Origin of the sequence: Streptomyces sp. CB01580, from assembly GCF_001905795.1 — a bacterium.
Classification (GTDB): Bacteria; Actinomycetota; Actinomycetes; order Streptomycetales; family Streptomycetaceae; genus Streptomyces.
In genome coordinates this window covers 42,053-60,663 of sequence record NZ_LIXJ01000015.1, presented here as the reverse complement: position 1 = coordinate 60,663, position 18,611 = coordinate 42,053, and the positions used below count along the sequence as shown (strand labels likewise).

Here is an 18,611-nt window from a genome sequence, read left to right as displayed (position 1 = left end):
ATGGTGGAAAAGCCTCACTGTCAACGCCCGACCTCGTCCCTGCATGAATATTTATCGATGTCCCCAGGAGCAGGTTGATAAGTCACCGGGTCGCCAGGCAGTGATTCTCTGAAAGCCTGAGCCCAATCATGCGATCCCACATACTTCTTGAGCTCTGTCTTGATTTTTTCACATACGTCCCGGTGTCCTTTGGGCAGGGCGATCCCATAGTACTGAAAATTCCCGGAATCCAGATCTACAACTTGCAGATTTGGATACATCTTTGTGAATCCGTGGAGCAGTAAGGCGTCCGTGAACACGGCATCCACGTACCCTTGGTTCAGCTTGTTCACGCAGTCCCCGGCGTCAGTTCCCTCGATCGATTCATGGGTGGGAAGATTTTCGGACGCCACGACGCCCGAGGTCGTCCCGGGCCACGTACAAACTTTTTTCCCCTCCAAATCATCCGTTTTCTGGACATCGGAATAGTCCTCCTCGCGCACAAGGATGGACGAGGAGGTCTTGGCGTAGGGGCCCACAAAATCAACAGCGGGCCCGTACTTCCCCGACAAGCGGTCGTCGTTGATCGAGAACGTAGCAACGACCAGATCGGCGTCACCCTCACCGATAGCCACATCCCGCTTGTCGGATGCCACATTACTGAAGTCGGGTTCCTTGCCGAGCGCTTCGGCCGCTACGCCCGCGATGTCGATGTCGAAGCCTGTGCGCGCCCCGTACTTCCCTTCCTGATAGCCGGTCCCAGGCTGATCCGCCTTCACCGAGATGCGGACCTTCTTTCCCTGCGGCCACTCATCCGAGCCGCAGCCGGTCGATGTTGCGAGGAGAAGTGTCCCGCAGCACGCCAGCGCCACCCGCGACAGTTTGCTCGTCACAACAACCACCATTCATTGTCGTGCAGCACAGCAGATTCGAAACGTAGGTTCACCTGACATCCCGCCCCACCGGCGGACGTATCGACCACAGCCCGCAGCTCGACGTTTTCGGGCCTGCCGGGGAGAGGGATTTCGCCTGTCTGACCGTCCATCAACCTGACCATTTCGCCTTTTAGCTCCTCACCGTTCACTATCGGCATCAGGGAGACCACCGAGTGAGCGTGGCAGGTCAATCCGCGAATTTCATCCTCGATGAACATCTTCACCCTGAGGTGCGACCGGGGAGAGGGGGCCTTGAAGGCCACGAGGACCTCTCCCTTGTTCTTCAGCGGACCGTCACTCCGAACGGGGATGTGCAACTCCACGTCACCGTGGTCGGCCAACAGCTTGTACGAACCGGTTGCGAGCGCGGTTCCTGCAACAGCAATTGCCACCAGCGCGGTAAACGTAGTGAGTTTTTTCCTGACCCCGTCGCAGGCAGACCAGAGACACACCACGGAAGTCGTCGCACAGAAGATCACCAGCACGCAATACAGGGCGTACTGGGTGTCGGACGCCTCAGGAGCCATGGCAATCGCCACCGAGGCTCCGGCCACCCCCGCTATCAGTGCCACCGCCTGCGCCCACACGCCGCCGAATTTCACATACTGGTCCCCTGGACCAGTATGGAAGGCGTTACTCCCGCTCTTCACCTCAATCTGCGTCTGATGCCGGGACGGGGCGTCCTCCCCCTTCTCGCGATCAGCCGAACGTGACATTTTGGTCACCGGAGCCGCTGTTGATGGCGTTGTTGCCACCGCTGACGTTGATCGTCGTTCGATTCCTCAGGGATTCCAACTCGTCCACCACGGCGGTCAGATCGTCCGCCTGCAGCTGCCTCAGTTCGCCGACCAGCCGGTGCGCCCGGCCGTCCCCGTCCCCGTCCCGGTCCTCGTCCAGAGCCTGTGCGAGAGCAGGTTGAACATCACGTCCACGACGGCTGAGCACTCCCCTGATGCGGCTTCCCATCTCCGACCAAGGCAGGCCGCTGACAAGCGCGACAAGAGCATTGACGCCCGCCGTCACTGCGACCGTTCCCGGATCCTCACTCATGCTCAATCCCCCTGCGTCAAGGTGACATTGGCGCCATCGTAGAGCCAGACCCCACAGGTGTCCGGAGAACGGTTCTGATATCCAGCTGTTTTCAGCCTCTCGGGACGCGCGCAACCAAGTGCCATAATTGCCCCGCCTCCCGGGGCGTTTTCACGTTCGCCGGAAACATTTACGACAACAGATGACATGGTGCGACCCTGGTAATGGCCGTGGTCAGGCGTGCTGGGTGGACAAGGCGTATCAGGGCGCGGGTCCTGCTGGCCGCGTCCGTTTCGGGGCGAGAATCAGCGCGGCTGACGCCGTCGTCACAACCAAGATCACACCAAGATTTGCAGCCTCGGCGAACGCGCCATGGCCACCCTCGAATGCTGGCAGCTCCTGGGGAAGCGGGGCACCGTCGGCGACGCGGCGCGGATCACGGGCGAGACGGGTCTGGGGCTGACGGCGACGGCGGGCCCGACCGAGGAGGAACCGGCCGAGGTGCTGATCTGGGAACTGCCCGCCTGAATCCCCGGGCCGGTCAGGAGGTCAGGCCGATCACCCGGAGCCGTCCCCGCCCAGCCATCCCGACGCGAGCGCCTGCGCGCCGGTGCCGGGGCTCCAGCCGGATCACGGCCGGAGCAGGCCGCTGATCTCCGCCTCGGTGAGGGCACGGTCGAAGACCATGACGTCCTTGATGCCGCCCGGGAAGTGATCGACCGGCCTCCTGCCGTATCGGGCGCGGCCGATGACGAAGGGCCCCTCGGACACGATCAGGATCCTGTCGCGGACCGAACCCTCCTGGACGCCGTTCACGAAGAGACGCAGCTCCCCGGCGAAGCTGTCGCAGACACCGGTCAGGTGGGTCCATTCACCGGCGACCGGCTCGGTCCTCGAAGCGACGCGCAGATCCGGGCGGGCGAAGGCCCAGCGGCCTTCGTCGGAGGAGTACTGGAGGTAGAAGCCGCTGGTCTCCTCACCGTCCTGGCTGACCGCGGTGACGAAGTGCGGGGGGATCACAACGAGCCGGACCCATGCGCTGACGGTGAAGCTGCCGCGCGCGGTGTCGATCACCGCGGAATCGGTGGCCACTTCACTGCTGAACCCGTTGAACTCGGCGCCCTCACCGTGGCTCGTACCCCACCTGACCGCCGTGGCCGTGGCGTGGTGGCGTCCGGTGATGTCCATCGCCCGTACTCCGGAACGTTCGTCGAGCCGCCAGGCCCCGACGGGGCGAGGCCCCGCGGGCACCGGCCCGGAGCCGGCCCCGGGCACGGACCTGAGTGCGGGCTCGAACTCGTACCAGGGCGCGGACCCCGCAGGCACCGGCGCGGGCCCAGGCACCGGCCCGGACCCGGACGTGGGGGACGGAGCCACGGGGGCCGCCGCCTTCTCGTAGGCTCCGGCAGCGCTGCCCGGGACCTGGGAGGCGGCCGGTACCACCGCCTCCGCGATCCCGGCGGCGGCCGGGGCCGTCGCGTCGCGGCGTACGGACCAGCGGGGGTCACCCGGCGCGGGTGACTGCCCGCCGGACGCCACCGACGAGGAGAGCCGCATCCCGCTGTACTGGGTGAACATCTCCGCGAGGGTGGCGCGCCGCGTGGGCACGCCGGCCTGTCCGTCGGCGGCCGAGTGGTCGGCCGCCGGTATGTGACCGGCCCAGGGAGCAGCCGAGGTCACCCGCCGGAGGATCTGCTGCGGAGTGGGGCGGAGCGCCGGTTCCTTGGCCAGACAGTCGGCCAGCAGGGTACGCAGCGCGGGGTCCGGGACGGCCTCCAGGTCCGGGGCCTCGTGCACGATGCGGTAGAGCATGACGGGCGCCGACCCCACGCCGAACGGGCCAACGCCGATGGCCGCGAAGGCCAGCACCGCTCCCAGGGAGAAGACATCGCTGGCCGCGGTGATCTGGCCGCCGTTGACCTGCTCGGGGGACATGAAGCCCGCCGAGCCGATGGTGACCCCGGTCCTGGTGAGGCTGGTGGCGTCGAACGCCCGGGCGATACCGAAGTCGATGACGCGCGGGCCGTCGTCGGCGAGCAGCACGTTGGAGGGCTTCAGGTCACGGTGCACCAGCCCGGCCCGGTGGATGGAGACCAGGGCTTCGGCCAGGCCCGCGGCCAGCGCGGCCAGTGTCACCGGCGGCAGGACCCCCTGGTCGGCGATCGCCTGGTGGAGCGAAGGACCGGCGATGTAGCTGGAGACCATCCAGGGTTGTTCGGCCTCCGTGTCGGCGTCGATCACCGGGGCGGTGAAGGCTCCCCCGACCACTCGCGACGCCTGAACCTCGCTACGGAACCGGGCCCGGAACTCGGGCTCGTGTACCAGCGACGCGTGCACCATCTTGATCGCCACGGACCGCCCGCTCGGTGAACGCCCCAGGAAGACCCGCCCCATCCCGCCTTCACCCAGGCGACCCACCACCCGGTAGTCACCCAGGAAGCTCGGATCCCCTTGCTCCAACGGCTGCACCACGACGAACCCCTCCCGCGCACACTTACCGGACCGCCGCAGCTTACGGGCGTACGGGGGCGACAGCGGACAGCGCAAGATCCTGGTAGGCGGAGTTCGGGTGTTAGTCGACGGACACTCATCTCCCCTCGTGCCGGGAGCGGCACTTGTGCCTGTGCGAGAGGTCAGCGGAGGCTGTCGACGAAGTGCCGCCAGGCGTCGGCTCCGATGGTGAGGGTGGGGCCGTCGGGGTTCTTGCTGTCGCGGACGGGGACGGCGCAGGGGAGGCCGTCGGCCACCTCCACGCAGTCGCCGCCGGTGTTTCCGCTGTACGTCGACTTGCGCCAGGCCGCACCGCCGGTGACGGTGCACTCGATGCAGTCGCCACCGCTGGTGCCGCTGTACGTCGACTTCCGCCACCGTGCTCCGGTCAGGCCGTGACTGGTCCGCATAGCGATCCTCCAATGCGCGAAGCCTCAAGCAGATGGTGCCACGGGCGAGAACCGATCTCCCGGCGTGCTGCCGTAGGGGGGAGGTGAGGGAGCAAAGGCCGGAACCGGACACGTCAATATCGGCCAGTTGAACAAGTGCTCGAAAAGTCTGGGGAAACGGTTCCCTTGGTCGAAATTTCGTTTCTTGGAGGACCCGCTGCGGTGCCACCGACTGCCAAGATTCGACCGGAGGCCGAAAAAGGGGTCGTTGGCACGTGAAATTGGCTGAGAGGCGCACTCCCGGGTGGCCGCTGCGCGTGCGAGAGTAGGGGCTCCTGAACCGTAGGAGAAAGGGAAGAAATGAAGCTGTCCGTGCGTCGTTTCGTCGGTGTCGCTGCCGCCTCTGTGGCTGCGCTGGTCGCCACAGCCGTTCCCGTCGCGGCCGCGCCTTCCTCGGGCGTCGGCGCCTTGATCAACCGTACGGCCTGCAACGAGCGTGGCTACCTGGCGATCCACAATAACGACGGCCGTGACACGCTCTGTTTCGCCAACGCCGGATCCATGCCCGTCGCCATTTACGGCGTCAACTGGGTCGAATCAGGGAACAACGTCGTGACCCTCCAGTACCAGAAGGACATGAACAACCCGAGGCTCGACACCGTCACCCTTCAGAAGTGGAACGTGTGGAACCCCGGGCATGTCCACAAGGTCATTTCGGTCCGGATTCACTGAGTTCGCCGAGGGTGAAGTCTGCTGAATAGGGGACGCCCTACGGGGTGTCCCCTTCTTCTTGTTTCTTCTTGTGGTACTTATTCGAATCGGCGCCGCGTGCGAATCCTATCCGGTTCTCCATGTCAGGCCGTTTCTATAGCTGATCATTTTAGAATGATTTCGGTGAGAGCTTGGCTGTGGGTGGGGCGGTGGAATGCATCTGCGGTCCCAAGAGCGCCCGCAAGGGCATCGCCCACGGTTCCGGCCTGGAAAAGACCGCTGGGTCGTCGAGCCGACTTCGTCTGACTCCGCCGAGTCAAACGACTGCGGACCCGCTATGAGATACGCGTCGGCCTTCACTTCGGTCTGCCCCAACTCGCCTGCGGCCTCATCCGCTTGAGGCGGCTTCAAGCCTCGTTCCGAAATGATCAGTCACTGCCCTTGCGAGAAAGGGGCTCGGGTGACCGCTGGTCACCCGAGCCCCTTCCGTCGCGCGCTTGCGATGTGTTCAGCGGAGGCTGTCGACGAAGTACTGCCAGGCACCGGCTCCGATGGTGAGGACGGGGCCGTCGGGGTTCTTGCTGTCGCGGACGGGTACGGCGCAGGGGAGGCCGTCTGCCACCTCCACGCATTCGCCGCCGTTCGTGCCGCTGTAGCTGGACTTGCGCCAGGTCGCACCGCCCACGACGGTGCACTCGACGCATTCGCCGCCGGTGCTTCCGCTGTAGCTGGACTTACGCCATCGCGCGTTCCTCAAGTCGGGCCGGGTCTCCATAACGCTCCTCCATCACGCGGGCGATCAGGGCCGCCGAAGCCTCGACGGAGAGGGCTGCGGCCTGCAAGTGAGCGTAACGGCGCGCGGCCTCCCTGACGGTGTCAGGGTTGGCGGTCATATGGCCGGAGACGATGTCCTCCGTGTAGACGACGTCGGGGTCGTCGTCGAAGCGCATCGTGGTGAACGAGCCGTCCAGGCTAGCGTGTTCACCGGCCGCGAAGGGCAGCACCTGGATCCGCACCCAACGGTGGTGAGCGAGGTCCAACAGTCGCTGGAGTTGCTTCCGCATCACTTCACGGCCTCCTATCGGCCGGTGCAGCACGGCCTCGTCGAGCACGACCCAGGTGAGCGGCGGCCGTTCCCGTTCCAGGATGCGCTGGCGCTCCAGTCGGGCCGCCACCTGGTTGTCGAGGTCGTTCGGCATGCCGGTGGCCAGTACGGCCTGCGCGTAATCCCCTGTCTGCAACAGCCCGTACACCAACTGCGCCTGGTACGTGGAGATGTAGGACGCGCACGACTCCATCTCGGCGTACGGCTGGAACCAGGTGGGCAGTTGGCTGCGCAGGACCAGTCCGATCAGCCGGGAGAACACCCCGTCCGTGCCGAGCGCCGCGTCCACCCGTTCCGAGAAGTCGCGGGTGGGGACCTTCTTCGTCGTCTCGATCTGGCCGATCAGCGAACCCGTGCAGAAGATGATGTCGCCGAGCTGCCCCTGTTTGAGGTTGTTGGCCTCTCTCAGGCGGCGCAACTCCGAGCCGTAGTAGTCCAACGGGGAAGCGCAGGGGTCGAGTTTCTGGATGTTGGCCACGGCGGGCGGCTCCTCCGGCGTTCAACGCCTCGCGGCGTTCGTTTCCGTACGTGGCCGACCGTAGTCACACCACTGCACTCTGGTGACGTGAATCACGCAACCGACCCCCGAACCGGGGACCCGCTGGAGCCGACCTACCGCGCCGCGTTCGCGATGAGCGAGCACTCCGCCCGGCATCTGCGCCAGATCCTGCGCCTGTACCTCACCAACTGGGGGCTTCTCGACGTGGCCGACGCGGCGGAGTTGGCGCTCACCGAGCTGATCGCCAACGTCGTACGGCACGTGCCCGGCAGCATCTGTCAGACGTTCATCTTCCTGCTCCCGGACGGGGGCGTGCGCGTCGAGGTCGCGGACGAGTGCGCCGAACTGCCGTGCGTGACGGTCGGTGAGGCGCTCGCCGAGGACGGGCGGGGGATGGTCCTCGTCGACGCCGTCACCGACCGCTGGGGCGCGGAGTCGCGCCGCGACGGCGCGGGGAAGACGGTGTGGTTCGAGTGCCTTTCCGTGCGTGCGGCGAAGGCGACCGCCCCGGTTCTCACACCTCCGTCGCCTTGACGTGCTCGTACCAGTCGCTGCCGCCCCGGTCCGTCCGGTGGTCGGGGTCGTGCTCCCACTCGCTGCTGGTGACCTTGAAGCGCGCGCCCGGCATGAGCAGGACCTCGGCCTCGGTGCCCTGGTACTGGTGGAACGGGTCGATGTCGCGGCCGTACTTGCCGGTGAGCGTCAGTTCGAGGAAGATCCGGTGGCGCGCCGCGCCGTCCACCCGCTGGTCGCGCATGAAGTCCATCCCCACGTCCGCCTCCCTGCTGGTGCTGTCGAAGGAGGTCGTGAAGATGGTTCCCGGACGGTAGTTGACCGCCGCGTACTTGCCGAGCTGGGTGACCGCTCCGTCGCCGCCGATGTTCCAGTCGCCCCGGTAGACCGTGCCGGTGACGGGCGGCAGCCGGTTCAGGGCCTCCATCGTCATGTCGGCGTGCGCCTTCAGCTCCTCGAAGAGCGGCGGCGCGATGACGTCGATCCGCGCGTCGATGACGGCCATCGCCGCCTTCTTGGCGGCCGCGTCCGTGCCCTGCGCCGCCGCGAGCTGCGGTTCGATCACCGGGTCCTCGGTGACCGTCGGCACGTTCTCGTCCGGATTCGTGGCGGCCCACCGCAGCTTGCTCTTGATCTGCGCGAGGGAGAACGACTCGGCGCCGGACGTGAGCAATCCGGCGGTGCCGTAGGGCGCGTATCCCTCGGGCAGCAGCCGGCTGCGCACCGCCGCGTTGATCATCGCGTGTGCCCCGCCGGTGTACGTCATCAGGGCCGTGGCGTGGGCGGGTTTGAACGTCTTGGTGACGTCCTTGACGGAGGTGACGCCGTTGTTCAGCTTCCACTGGTCGATGCGCGGATCGGGGTGGGTGTCGGCCTCGTCGAAGGTCCGGTACTTCTGCTGGGCGTCCTGGGCCGCGTTCACGCCCGGTTCCATGAAGCCGCCGGCCGCCGGGTCCACGTCCCGGGGCCTGCCGGCCTCGGTGACGTACATCAGCTCGTGCGGGAAGTGCCCGCCGACGCACACGTGTTGGCGCAGTTCCTCTTCCGTGAACGGCGCGATGTTCTGGTACATCAGCGCGGCGCCCCTCTCGGCCCGCAGCACCGACTCCTTGGGGCCCTTGACCCCGGCCGCCCAGGAACCGCGCAGGATCTCGTAGAGCGAGTGGTCCCAGGACGGCAGCATCCAGCCCATCACGGCCATCCGGTAGTCGAAGGCGTCCACCCCGGGCACGTCCATCCACTGGAAGGTCTTGATCATCCGGGTCGTGGTGCCCGACATGCCCGCGACGACCGGAATGCCGCGCGCGGCGCTCGACTTGGCCCAACTCGACGCCTGGTTGATCTCGTAGTAGGCGGTGCCCTCGATCCAGGGGAGTTTGTCGTCCGGTCCCGGCTTGCCCGCGAACTCCAGCTCACGGGTGCTGAGCGGTGCGCCCCGGTCCTCGTAGTCGCGGGGGGTCTTGCGGTGGGCGTCCCGGTCGGCGTCGTCGCGCTTCTGCCGGGGAGCCTGGCTGTTGATCATTTCCAGGGTGTCACCGGCGAAGGTCTCCGACTCGGACTGCGCCAGGATGTTGCCCAAGGCGTACGGGTCCTTGGCGTAGTTGTAGCCCTTGCCCTTGACGTTCGCCGCCGCCTCCATCAGCGCCCGGGTCGAGCTGTTGAGGAACGCCGAGTGCTTCTTCAGCTCCTCCTCGTTCATGCCGAGCGTGGACGCCAGTTGTGGAGTGGGCCCGATGATGCCGTTCAGGATCTCCTTGAGCGACAGCTTGCCCGCGCCCCCGTCCGGGGCCGTCGTGTTGTAGTACGCGGCGTTGTACAGGGCCGTCATCAGCTCGCGGAGGTTGCCGTCACGGGAGAAGAAGGCGTTGATCTGGTCGGTGGTCATGCTCTCGCCCACCTGGCCGCCACTGGTCGTGTCGCTGAGGAAGAACGACTTGTTGGCCAGGGCCGTGGACTTGTGCGCCGTGCGGGCGTAGGCGATGAGCAGCTTCTTGAGCCGTGCCACGGTCGTCCGGGCGGCGGCGAGCGCCCGAGCGTCACGGAAGGCGTACGCGCCGAGCCGCTTCTCGAACTCCTCGGCCGAGTCCTGCCATCCGGCCTTCGCGTAGTACTGCGCGTGGTCGAAGAGGGCCTCGCCGCCCTCGGCGCGCTGCACGGCGACCTGCCCGTGGGCGTGCGTCCGGGCGGGCACCCGCTGCACGGGCGCCGTCTGTACGTGGGCCGTCTCCGCTGGGACCGCCTCCACGGCGGGGGCTGGGCCGGACAGGACCCGTCGGGCGTTGGCCTCCGCGGCGCGCTCGAAGCGGTCCGACGGGTCGGAAACGCTGAGCCCGGAGCCGTTGTCGGTGCCCAGGACCGGACCCTGGCGCTGCTGGATCACATGGGTCAGCTCATGGGCCAGGGTGTGCCGGTCGGCGCCTCCGGCACCGAGGACGACATGGCTGCCGGAGGTGTACGCGCGGGCGCCGACCTCCGCCGCGGAGCGTTGTGCGGCGGCGCCGGTGTGCAGCCGTACGTCCGAGAAGTCGGCGCCCAGCCGCGCCTCCATGTCCGCGCGGACCGCCCCGGCCAGCGGCTTCCCGGGCGAGCGCAGCACGTCCGGCACCGAGGAGCGCTGCACCGCGGCGGGCTCCTGCTCCCCGGCCGCTCCCTCCCGGGCACGGCGCCGCGCCTCCAGCATCTGTGCCACGGCGGCGTTCCCGAGGGAACGTTGCAGCACGTCGAGCGGGAGGGCGGTGGGCGGGCCGGTTAAGTCCGGGTGGGCAACACCGTGTGCGTCACCGTACGCGGCGACCGGGGCGGCCGTGATCGGTGCGGTGGCGACCGGGGCGGTGGCGACTGCGGGACCGGTCGCCGGTACCGGGGCAGTGGTCGTGCGGGCGGGACGGGCGGCGTCACCCTGTCGATCGTGTGTGCGCATGAATCGATGGTCGGTCATCCGATCCACGAGCGGGAGTGGTTCACGACTATTCCGGTGCGGGTGGTCCGTGACGGCCGTGAAGGACTCGAAGACGGCCGGCTCCTCGCCCGGTCGAGGCCGAGGACGGAGCCGGGCGGGAAAGTCGTGCCGACGACCGTGCCGCCCGCCTCCACACCGCCGCCACCGGAGATCGCCCGTCCCTCAGCGACCGGCACGCAGCTCCGCGAGCACCGCGTCCGTGAACGCCGGCCACACGTCCACCGCCCACGGGCCGAAGGCCCGGTCGGTGAGGGCGACGCACGCCACGCCCGCGACCGGGTCGACCCACAGGAAGGTGCCGGACTGCCCGAAGTGCCCGAAGGTCGCGGGCGAGGACGAACCACCCGTCCAGTGCGGCGACTTGTGGGCCCGGATCTCGAAGCCGAGCCCCCAGTCGTTGGGGTTCTGGTGCCCGTAGCCGGGCAGCACGCCCTTCAGGCCGGGGTGCTGCACGCTCTGCGCGTCCAGCACCGTGCGCGGGTCGAGCAGCCGGGGCGCCTGGAGCTCCGCCGCGAACCGTACGAGGTCGTCGACGGTCGAGACGCCGTCCTTCGCGGGTGAGCCGTCCACCGTCGTCGATGTCATCCTCAGCGGCTCCAGCACCGCCTCGCGCACGTACTCCGGGAACGGGATGTCGGCGGCCTTGGCGATGTGGTCGCCCAGCACCTCGAAGCCCGCGTTGGAGTAGAGCCGGCGTGTGCCGGGCGCGGCCATGGTCCGGTGCTCGTCGAACGCGAGCCCGCTGGTGTGCGCGAGCAGGTGCCGTACGGTCGACCCCTCGGGCCCGGCCGGTTCGTCCAGCTCGACCGCGCCCTCCTCGTACGCCACGAGCGCCGCGTACGCCGCGATCGGCTTGGTGACCGAGGCGAGCGGGAAGCGGTGCGCGGTCGGGCCGTGCGTACCGACGACGGTGCCGTCCGCTCGTACGACGGCAGCCGCCGCGGTGGGGACGGGCCAGTTGTCGGTCATCGCCAGGCTCTGCATGCCTACGAGCGTAATGGGCGGGCGTTCGGAGCCTGTGCGGGGCCGTGGTCCCCGGCGCCGGCGAGGGAAGCGGGGAAGGAAGGCCGCGGCGGCCCGGAGCAGGCCCGCACCGCCGCCGCAACCCGTCCCCGTACCGCGCTTGCTTCGAGTGCACTCCAGGGTTTTAGCGTGGAGGGCATGACGGCGATGGAGACCACTTCCACGAGGACGGACGTCCGCGCGTCGGCCCCCAAGGCCTACCCGCGCCCCGACGGGCAGGACCGCTACACCATCGGCGAGGTCGCCGCCTTCACCGGGCTCACCGCCCACACCCTGCGCTGGTACGAGCGGATCGGGCTGATGACGCATGTCGACCGGTCGCACACCGGGCAGCGCCGGTTCACCAACCGGGACCTGGACTGGCTGGCGTTCGTCGGCAAGCTGCGACTGACCGGGATGCCGGTCGCCGACATGGTCCGGTACGCGGAGCTGCTGCGCGAGGGCGAGCACACCTTCGAGGAACGGCAGGAGCTGCTGGAGGCGACCCGCCGCGACGTGAAGGCGCGGATCGCGGAACTCCAGGACACGCTCGCCGTCCTCGACCACAAGATCGATTTCTACGCGGGTGCCCGACGGGCGCCGGAAAGGCCCTGTGCCTGATGACTGACGACAAGATCGCCACGGTGGAGCTCGGCGACGGCGGCCCGCGGGTCGGCGTGCAGGGACTCGGCTGCATGGGGATGAGTGAGTTCTACGGGGACACCGACCTGGCTGCCGCGCGCGAGACGCTGGAGACGGCGCTGGGGGCGGGCGTCACGCTGTTCGACACCGCCGACGTCTACGGGAGCGGTGCCAACGAGGAGTTCCTGGCCCCGTTCGTCGCGGCGCACCGGGACGAGATCACCCTCGCCACGAAGTTCGCCATCGAGCGGAGGGACGACGACCCGAACTACCGGGGCGTGCGCAACGACCCCGCGTACATCCGGCAGGCCGTCGAGAACAGCCTGCGCAGGCTCGGCACCGACGTCATCGACCTCTACTACATGCACCGCCGCGATCCCCTCGTCCCACTGGCCGAGTCCGTCGGAGCGATGGCAGAACTGGTCCGGCAGGGCAAGGTCAAGCACCTCGGACTGAGCGAGGTCACCGGGCCCGAGCTGCGCGAGGCGCACGCGGTGCACCCGATCGCCGCACTCCAGTCGGAGTGGTCGCTCTTCAGCCGGGACGTGGAGCGCAGCGCCGTGCCCGCCGCCGTCGAGCTGGGGGTGGCCCTCGTGCCGTACTCGCCGCTCGGTCGCGGGTTCCTCACCGGGGCGTTCACGGACGCGGCCAAGGACCTGCCGGACGGCGACTTCCGCCGGCACCAGCCGCGCTTCACCGGCAACAACGCGAAGGCGAACGCCGCGCTGCTGGCGCCCGTGCGCGAGATCGCCCAGGTGCACGGGGCCACGCCCGCGCAGATCGCCCTCGCCTGGGTGCAGCAGCGTGCCCAGGTGCACGGCCTGAGCGTCGTCCCGATCCCCGGCACCCGCAGGAGCAGCCGTCTGCTGGAGAACGTGGGAGCCACCCGGATCACACTGACGGACCAGGAACTGGCGCTGCTGGAGCCGATCGCCGGACAGGTGGCGGGCGACCGCTACCCGGACATGAGCAACACGGCCACGGCCCGCGAGCGGTAGCCGGTACGGGACGGCCCGAGGCCCGTTCGCACAGGCGGGAAGGTAGGGCCCCGGGGCCGCTCCGGCGGGGCCCGCACGGGGCGTCGGCGGGGCGCGGGGCCCGTCCCGGTGGGCGCGGGCGGAGGCGGAGAGCGCCGGTCCTCCGGTTGCAGGGGGCCGACCGGCGCCCTCTACTGGTCGTCGAGCGAGACCGCCAGGTGCCCGGGACCGGGTCCGACCCGGACCGGGCTTCTCGAACCGTGAGTGGCCGTGCCGCACGGTGCCGTCGTGCGGCACGGTCACCTCCCCAGGAGTTGAGTGCCCCCATGTCGGCCCAGAACGGCTTCACCTATAGGCGGCTCTCCATCGACGATGCCGCCGCCCTCTTCATCGACCATCAGACCGGCCTGGTCTCCCTCGTCCAGGACTTCGGGCCGGACCGGTTCAAGAACAACGTCCTCGCGCTCGCGGACTGCGCCAAGTACTTCGGCCTGCCGTCGGTGCTGACCACGAGCTTCGAGGACGGGCCCAACGGCCCGCTGGTCTCGGAACTGCGCGAGATCCTGCCCGACGCCGCGTACGTCCCCCGGCCGGGGAACATCAACGCCTGGGACAACCAGGACTTCGTCCGGGCGGTCGAGCAGACCGGGCGCCGCCAGCTGATCGTCTCCGGTGTCGTCACGGACGTCTGCGTGACCTTCCCCGTTCTCTCCGCGCTCGAGGCCGGTTACGAGGTCTTCGTGGTGACCGACGCCTCGGGAACCTTCACCGGCCAGGTGCGCGACGCGGCCCTGATCCGCATGGCGCACGCGGGAGCCCAGCTGATGAACTGGTTCGGCGTCGCCTGCGAACTCCAGCGCGACTGGCGGCGCGACATCGAGGGCCTGGGCAACCTGCTCGCCGAGCACATTCCGAACTACCGCAACCTCATGGTCAGTTACGCGGCGACCAAAGGCAGGAGCTGAGCACTCCGGCCAACGGGACAGCTCTCGGGTGAGGGCTCGGGATCCGGGGGGCGGGTCCGCGCACGGCGGGCCGGGCAGCCGCTCGGCCGGGCGGGCCGGGGAGGCCGCCCTAAGGTGGTCGGCATGAGCGAAGTCCCCGGCCCCCGAACCCTGTTGCCGAAGACGCCGGGCGGCGGCGAGGACGACTGGCTTCCCGTCGACACCGGAGAATCGGGAGCGGGCGTGTTCCGCAGCGCGGACGGCGGCCGGTACGCCAAGTGCGTGGCCGTCGCGGAGGCGGCCGACCTGGGAGCGGAGCGCGACCGGATCGCCTGGCTGGGCGACCAGGGCATTCCGGGGCCACGGGTGCTGGACTGGCGCTCCGGCGACGCGGGCGCCTGCCTGGTGACCAGCACCGTTCCCGGCGTATCCGCCGACCGGCTGTCCGCCGCCGAGCTGCGGGCCGCCTGGGACCGCATCGCGGACGCGGTCCGCGCGCTGCACGCGATGCCCGCACGGCGGTGCCCGTTCCGCCGGGACCTCGACGGGATGATCGCCCGGGCACGCGACGTCGTGGCCCGTGGCGCGGTGCACCCGGAGTTCCTGCCCGTCGAGCAACAGCGCACGCCCGCAGCGGAGTTGCTGGACCGCCTCGTCCCGCAGACCGACCTGCGGCGCGAGCAGGAGGCCGCCGACACGGTCGTCTGCCACGGGGACCTGTGCCTGCCCAACATCGTTCTCGACCCCCGGACCCTGGACGTGTCGGGCTTCATCGATCTGGGCCGCCTCGGCCTGGCCGACCGCTACGCCGACCTGTCGCTGCTGCTCGCCAACGCGCGGGAGACCTGGGCCGACGAGGAGGAGGCGCGGGCCGCGGACGCGGCGTTCGCCGAGCGGTACGGAATCACCCTCGACCACGACCGCCTGCGCTTCTACCTCCATCTCGACCCGCTCACCTGGGGCTGAGGGCTGTCCCGCAATCCCTGGGCGGCCGGGGACCCCGGGACCCGGTCCGGACAGCCGTGGTCGGTCCGGGCCCCCGGAGCCCGGCCCGGCGCGCCGGCCCCGGGGCCTCATGCCTCGCCCGGCACCACCAGCCCCGCCTCGTACGCGAAGATCACCGCCTGTGCGCGGTCCCGCAGGTCCAGCTTGGCCAGGATGCGCCCGATGTGGGTCTTGACCGTCTGCTCGGCCAGCACCAGCCGTGCCGCGATCTCCTGGTTGGACAGCCCCCGCGCGATCAGCTCCAGCACCTCCGTCTCGCGCGGGGTCAGCCCCTTCAGCCGCAGCGCCTGCCCGCTCCGGGTCGCGCCGGAGGGGCCCTGCCGGGCGAAGTCCGCGATCAGGCGCCGCGTCACGGACGGCGCGAGCAGCGCCTCGCCGGACGCCACCACCCGTACCGCCGCGATCAGGTCCGAGGGCGGTGCGTCCTTCAACAGGAACCCGGACGCCCCGGCGCGCAGCGCCTCGTACACGTAGTCGTCCACGTCGAACGTGGTGAGCATCAGCACCTTCGGCCGGTGCTCCACCCCCGCGGGCGGGTTCAGCAGCTCGCGGGCCGCCGCCAGGCCGTCCATCTCGGGCATCCGGACGTCCATCAGGACCACGTCCGGGCTCACCTCCCGGCTGACGTCGACGGCCCGGCGCCCGTCCGGCGCCTCGCCGACCACCTCGATGTCGCTCTGCGCCGCGAGCAGCGCCGCGAACCCCGCTCGCACCATGGCCTGGTCGTCGACGATGATCACGCGGATGGTCAAGGTTCCTCCGAGGGCGGAGTCAGGGTGTGGTGGGCGTCAGCTCACCCGAGTGCTTCAGCGGCAGGCGGGCGGCTACCCGGTAACCGCCGTCGGGCAGCGGACCGGTGTCCAGCGAGCCGCCGGTCAACCGTACGCGTTCGCGCATGCCGACCAGCCCGTGCCCGGTGCCGTTGGTCTCCAGCGGCGAACCCGCCTGCCCCGCTGGGCCGTTGACCACCAGGACGGTCAGGTGCCCGCCGTCGGACGTGACCGACACCCGGGTCCGCGCGCCGGGCGCGTGCCGCACGATATTGGCCAGGGCCTCCTGCACGATCCGGTACGCCGACAGATCCACCGCCTGCGGCAGCTCCGGCAGGACGGCGGCCAGCGACAGTTCGACCGGAAGCCCTGCCCGTACCGTCGCCTCGACCAGCTGCTGCACCCGGTCGAGCCCCGGTTGCGGCGCCCGCTCGCCGTCGGTGCCGTCACTGCGCAGCACCGCCAGCAGCCGCCGCATCTCCGTCAGCGACTCCCGTGCGCTCGCCGCGATCGCGCCGAACTCCTCGCGCGCCTCCTCGGACAGCCCCTGGACGCGGTAGGGCGCGGAGTCGGCCTGGACCGTGATCACGGACATGTGGTGCGCGACCACGTCGTGCAGTTCGCGGGCGATCCGGGCGCGTTCCTCCAGCAGGGTCCGCCGCGCCCGTTCCGCCTCGCTGATGATCTCCTGCTCGACCAGCCGCTGCCGCGCGACGCCCCGTTCCCGAATCACCGCGCCGAGCACCGCGAACACCGCGCCGAGGATCGACAGCAGCACCGCGCTGCCGTTGTCGCGCCCCGGGGCGATCAGATGCAGCACCAGGCCCGCCACCGACGTCACCGACCAGACCGAGGCCGCGGTCCGCAGGGGTTCGCGCAGGGCCACCGCCAGCAGCAGGAAGAGATGGCCGAGCAGGGTGGGGGGAGGCCACGGCCAGACGTCGAACGAGGCGGGCGGCTCCTGGAGCAGGATCAGCGCCCCCAGGACGTCGGCGGGCAGGATGATCCACCATGCCTGCAACGGCCGGTGCGCCAGCATCAGGAGCGGCCCCGCCTGGGCGACGGCCAGGAATCCGGTGAGCCCGCCGTCCACCCCGTAGTCGTCGGTCAGCACCCTGATCGTGACCGAGAAGAGGATCGCGAAGAGGACGAGGACGCCCGCGTGGGGCAGCAGCCGCTGCCAACGCCTGGGCGCCTTCGCCAGAAGGGGTGCCGGGGGAGAGGACGGATGACCGAGGTCATGGACGACCCGCCGCAGATTGCGGCGCGCGGCACTCACCAGGCCGTCGACGGTGGGCGGCGCTTCGGACGGGACGCGCGGGGCCTCGGACAGGCCGTGGCGCGCTTCGGATTCGACGTGGGGCGGGGGAGTGGTCATGGCCGCATCAGCGTAGGCAGCGGACCCGCCCGATGGCGTCATACCGGGGTTTCGATCCGCCGCCACCCCGTCTCGTACGAGGGTATGACGGGCGGGACGCACGGAGAGCATGACAGAGGGAGAACGAGACGGGCGAGCCGGCCTCCGTACCTCCCCGCGTCCGCGCCCCGCCCCTCCGGGGGCGACGGGAGAGCCGCCCGGTCCGTTCAGAGCTCCGCGAGCAGTTGGGCCTTCTTCGCGCTGAACTCGTCGTCCGTCACCAGACCCGCCTGATGCAGCTCCCCGAGATGGCGGATCCGTTCCGCGATGTCCGCCGGGTCGCGCCGGCCCGCCCCGACCAGGACGGGGTCCGGGGCCGGGTGCGCGGGCTGCGTCCGGCGTACCGACTCCAGCACCGCCGCGGCGAACGGCAGCGACTCGTGCACCGGACCGTAGCCGAGGCCGAACACCACCGCGGCCGGGTCCTGATCGGCGCGGGCGGGACGGGCGGCGGCCGTCGGCAGGGCGCCGCCGGACGCCGTACACGGACCGGCCACCGGCTCGGCATCCGCACCCGCGTCCGAGGCCGTGACCGCGCCCATGGGGGTGCTCATGGCGGGGCCGGGCACCGCGACCGCGCCCTTCGCCCCGCGCGGCAGCAGCCGCAGATATCCGTCGAAGACGTCCGGCGAACGCCACTCGACGCCGCTCAGCTCCGCCACCGGGAACGTCTGGTCGCCGGCCTTCCACTTCGCCGTGGAGGCACCCGTCCAGAACCAGCGGAAGCAGACCCGCTCGCCGTCGAAGCCGGCCCGGCCGTCGTACGCCTTGAACTGCATCGGCGCCTCCGGGGCCGCGACCAGGAATCGGTCGGCGGGCTCCGAGGCGTCCGGGCCGAGTCGGGCGCGCAGCTCGTCCGCGTAGTACTCGGCGAGCATCTCGCGCTCGGCGGGGAGCACCAGCCGGTACGGGTCGTGGCTGTCCTTCAGCTGCCCGGCGGCGGCCTCCAGCAGCGGGTCGGCACCCGGTCTCGGCGTCGCGCGCAGGACCACCGTGCCCCGCTTGCCGGGGGCCAGCGTCACCGAAGACAGTGCCGCGTGCGGTACACGCCGCTCGCGCAGGCTCTGGAAGAGCTTCGGTGTGCGGATCCCCCGTTCGAAGCGGATGAGCACGGAGTCGTCGTCGAACTCCCAGGTGGCATGAATTCCGGCCAGCACATCACCCATGTGCCTCATCGTATGCGGCACTTGCCCCTCACGTCCCCCCTGGAGCAAGCCCCGATATGTGGCCGGATACGGTGCGATG

The 18,611-nt window shown here is 69.7% G+C and carries 19 protein-coding genes and 1 pseudogene; 8 read left to right on the top strand and 12 right to left on the bottom strand.

Annotated elements, in window-relative coordinates; translation table 11 throughout:
- Nucleotides 1-20: 20 nt before the first annotated feature.
- From AMK22_RS21540 to AMK22_RS21530, 3 genes are read right to left on the bottom strand one after another with little or no spacing between them, the layout of a single operon-like run.
- Nucleotides 21-872, bottom strand: coding sequence for a transporter substrate-binding domain-containing protein (locus AMK22_RS21540; protein ID WP_073787351.1), 852 nt, complete (start codon nucleotides 870-872; stop codon nucleotides 21-23).
- Nucleotides 869-1,630 (bottom strand): hypothetical protein, encoded by a 762-nt coding sequence (locus AMK22_RS21535; protein WP_206780479.1) that lies wholly within the window; start codon nucleotides 1,628-1,630, stop codon nucleotides 869-871. The genes AMK22_RS21540 and AMK22_RS21535 overlap by 4 nt, the downstream gene beginning before the upstream one ends.
- Nucleotides 1,614-1,964, bottom strand: a complete 351-nt coding sequence (locus tag AMK22_RS21530; RefSeq protein ID WP_143203590.1) for a hypothetical protein — start codon at nucleotides 1,962-1,964, stop codon at nucleotides 1,614-1,616. The genes AMK22_RS21535 and AMK22_RS21530 overlap by 17 nt, the downstream gene beginning before the upstream one ends.
- A gap of 351 nt (nucleotides 1,965-2,315) precedes the next feature.
- Between AMK22_RS21530 and AMK22_RS39590 the strand changes: the two genes are divergently transcribed.
- Nucleotides 2,316-2,471 (top strand): hypothetical protein, encoded by a 156-nt coding sequence (locus AMK22_RS39590; RefSeq protein WP_158072072.1) that lies wholly within the window; start codon nucleotides 2,316-2,318, stop codon nucleotides 2,469-2,471.
- A gap of 102 nt (nucleotides 2,472-2,573) precedes the next feature.
- On the opposite strand, the gene AMK22_RS21525 is transcribed toward AMK22_RS39590, so the two are convergent.
- Together AMK22_RS21525 and AMK22_RS21520 are read right to left on the bottom strand one after the other, a co-directional pair.
- A complete protein-coding gene (locus AMK22_RS21525; RefSeq protein ID WP_242434085.1) occupies nucleotides 2,574-4,415 on the bottom strand; it encodes a protein kinase domain-containing protein in 1,842 nt (613 codons plus the stop codon).
- A 161-nt stretch (nucleotides 4,416-4,576) separates the two neighbouring features.
- Nucleotides 4,577-4,843, bottom strand: coding sequence for a DUF397 domain-containing protein (locus tag AMK22_RS21520; protein WP_073787345.1), 267 nt, complete (start codon nucleotides 4,841-4,843; stop codon nucleotides 4,577-4,579).
- A gap of 339 nt (nucleotides 4,844-5,182) precedes the next feature.
- Here AMK22_RS21520 and AMK22_RS21515 point away from each other — a divergent pair, with 339 nt between their 5' ends.
- Together AMK22_RS21515 and AMK22_RS41100 are read left to right on the top strand one after the other, a co-directional pair.
- The gene (locus AMK22_RS21515) at nucleotides 5,183-5,554 is read left to right on the top strand and encodes a beta/gamma crystallin domain-containing protein (protein WP_073787343.1); all 372 of its coding nucleotides are present in this window, start codon (nucleotides 5,183-5,185) and stop codon (nucleotides 5,552-5,554) included.
- A gap of 206 nt (nucleotides 5,555-5,760) precedes the next feature.
- Nucleotides 5,761-5,947, top strand: a pseudogene (locus AMK22_RS41100) (IS5/IS1182 family transposase); the annotation flags it as partial.
- Nucleotides 5,948-6,041: 94 nt separating this feature from the next.
- Here the strand turns inward: AMK22_RS41100 and AMK22_RS21510 are convergent.
- Together AMK22_RS21510 and AMK22_RS21505 are read right to left on the bottom strand one after the other, a co-directional pair.
- Entirely contained in the window at nucleotides 6,042-6,308 is a 267-nt protein-coding gene (locus AMK22_RS21510; protein WP_073787341.1) for a DUF397 domain-containing protein, read from the bottom strand.
- Entirely contained in the window at nucleotides 6,268-7,116 is an 849-nt protein-coding gene (locus AMK22_RS21505) for a helix-turn-helix domain-containing protein (protein ID WP_073787339.1), read from the bottom strand. The genes AMK22_RS21510 and AMK22_RS21505 overlap by 41 nt, the downstream gene beginning before the upstream one ends.
- A gap of 87 nt (nucleotides 7,117-7,203) precedes the next feature.
- Here AMK22_RS21505 and AMK22_RS21500 point away from each other — a divergent pair, with 87 nt between their 5' ends.
- Nucleotides 7,204-7,671 (top strand): ATP-binding protein, encoded by a 468-nt coding sequence (locus AMK22_RS21500; RefSeq protein WP_242434084.1) that lies wholly within the window; start codon nucleotides 7,204-7,206, stop codon nucleotides 7,669-7,671.
- On the opposite strand, the gene AMK22_RS42410 is transcribed toward AMK22_RS21500, so the two are convergent.
- Both AMK22_RS42410 and AMK22_RS21490 read right to left on the bottom strand, forming a co-directional pair.
- Nucleotides 7,652-10,570 (bottom strand): eCIS core domain-containing protein, encoded by a 2,919-nt coding sequence (locus AMK22_RS42410; protein WP_079186326.1) that lies wholly within the window; start codon nucleotides 10,568-10,570, stop codon nucleotides 7,652-7,654. The genes AMK22_RS21500 and AMK22_RS42410 overlap by 20 nt on opposite strands.
- 201 nt (nucleotides 10,571-10,771) lie before the next feature.
- The gene (locus AMK22_RS21490) at nucleotides 10,772-11,593 is read right to left on the bottom strand and encodes a serine hydrolase domain-containing protein (RefSeq protein ID WP_073787338.1); all 822 of its coding nucleotides are present in this window, start codon (nucleotides 11,591-11,593) and stop codon (nucleotides 10,772-10,774) included.
- Nucleotides 11,594-11,770: 177 nt separating this feature from the next.
- Here AMK22_RS21490 and AMK22_RS21485 point away from each other — a divergent pair, with 177 nt between their 5' ends.
- The 4 genes from AMK22_RS21485 to AMK22_RS21470 all read left to right on the top strand — a co-directional run bounded on the left by AMK22_RS21485 (nucleotide 11,771) and on the right by AMK22_RS21470 (nucleotide 15,140).
- Nucleotides 11,771-12,232, top strand: a complete 462-nt coding sequence (locus AMK22_RS21485; protein ID WP_073787336.1) for a MerR family transcriptional regulator — start codon at nucleotides 11,771-11,773, stop codon at nucleotides 12,230-12,232.
- Complete coding sequence (locus AMK22_RS21480; protein ID WP_073787334.1) at nucleotides 12,232-13,251, top strand: aldo/keto reductase; 1,020 nt, start codon at nucleotides 12,232-12,234, stop codon at nucleotides 13,249-13,251. Before AMK22_RS21485 ends, AMK22_RS21480 begins: the two co-directional genes overlap by 1 nt.
- 305 nt (nucleotides 13,252-13,556) lie before the next feature.
- Complete coding sequence (gene ycaC, locus AMK22_RS21475) at nucleotides 13,557-14,195, top strand: isochorismate family cysteine hydrolase YcaC (RefSeq protein WP_073787332.1); 639 nt, start codon at nucleotides 13,557-13,559, stop codon at nucleotides 14,193-14,195.
- 123 nt (nucleotides 14,196-14,318) lie between these two features.
- Nucleotides 14,319-15,140 carry an APH(3'') family aminoglycoside O-phosphotransferase gene (locus AMK22_RS21470; RefSeq protein WP_073787331.1) on the top strand — a complete coding sequence of 274 codons (822 nt, stop codon included), beginning with the start codon at nucleotides 14,319-14,321 and terminating at the stop codon, nucleotides 15,138-15,140.
- A 107-nt stretch (nucleotides 15,141-15,247) separates the two neighbouring features.
- Here AMK22_RS21470 and AMK22_RS21465 read toward each other — a convergent pair whose 3' ends face one another.
- The 3 genes from AMK22_RS21465 to AMK22_RS21455 all read right to left on the bottom strand — a co-directional run bounded on the left by AMK22_RS21465 (nucleotide 15,248) and on the right by AMK22_RS21455 (nucleotide 18,532).
- Nucleotides 15,248-15,931 (bottom strand): response regulator, encoded by a 684-nt coding sequence (locus AMK22_RS21465; RefSeq protein ID WP_073787329.1) that lies wholly within the window; start codon nucleotides 15,929-15,931, stop codon nucleotides 15,248-15,250.
- Between the two features lie 19 nt (nucleotides 15,932-15,950).
- Nucleotides 15,951-17,327 carry a sensor histidine kinase gene (locus AMK22_RS21460; RefSeq protein WP_079186318.1) on the bottom strand — a complete coding sequence of 459 codons (1,377 nt, stop codon included), beginning with the start codon at nucleotides 17,325-17,327 and terminating at the stop codon, nucleotides 15,951-15,953.
- Between the two features lie 206 nt (nucleotides 17,328-17,533).
- Nucleotides 17,534-18,532, bottom strand: coding sequence for a DUF4429 domain-containing protein (locus AMK22_RS21455; RefSeq protein ID WP_073787327.1), 999 nt, complete (start codon nucleotides 18,530-18,532; stop codon nucleotides 17,534-17,536).
- Between the last annotated feature and the right edge of the window lie 79 nt (nucleotides 18,533-18,611).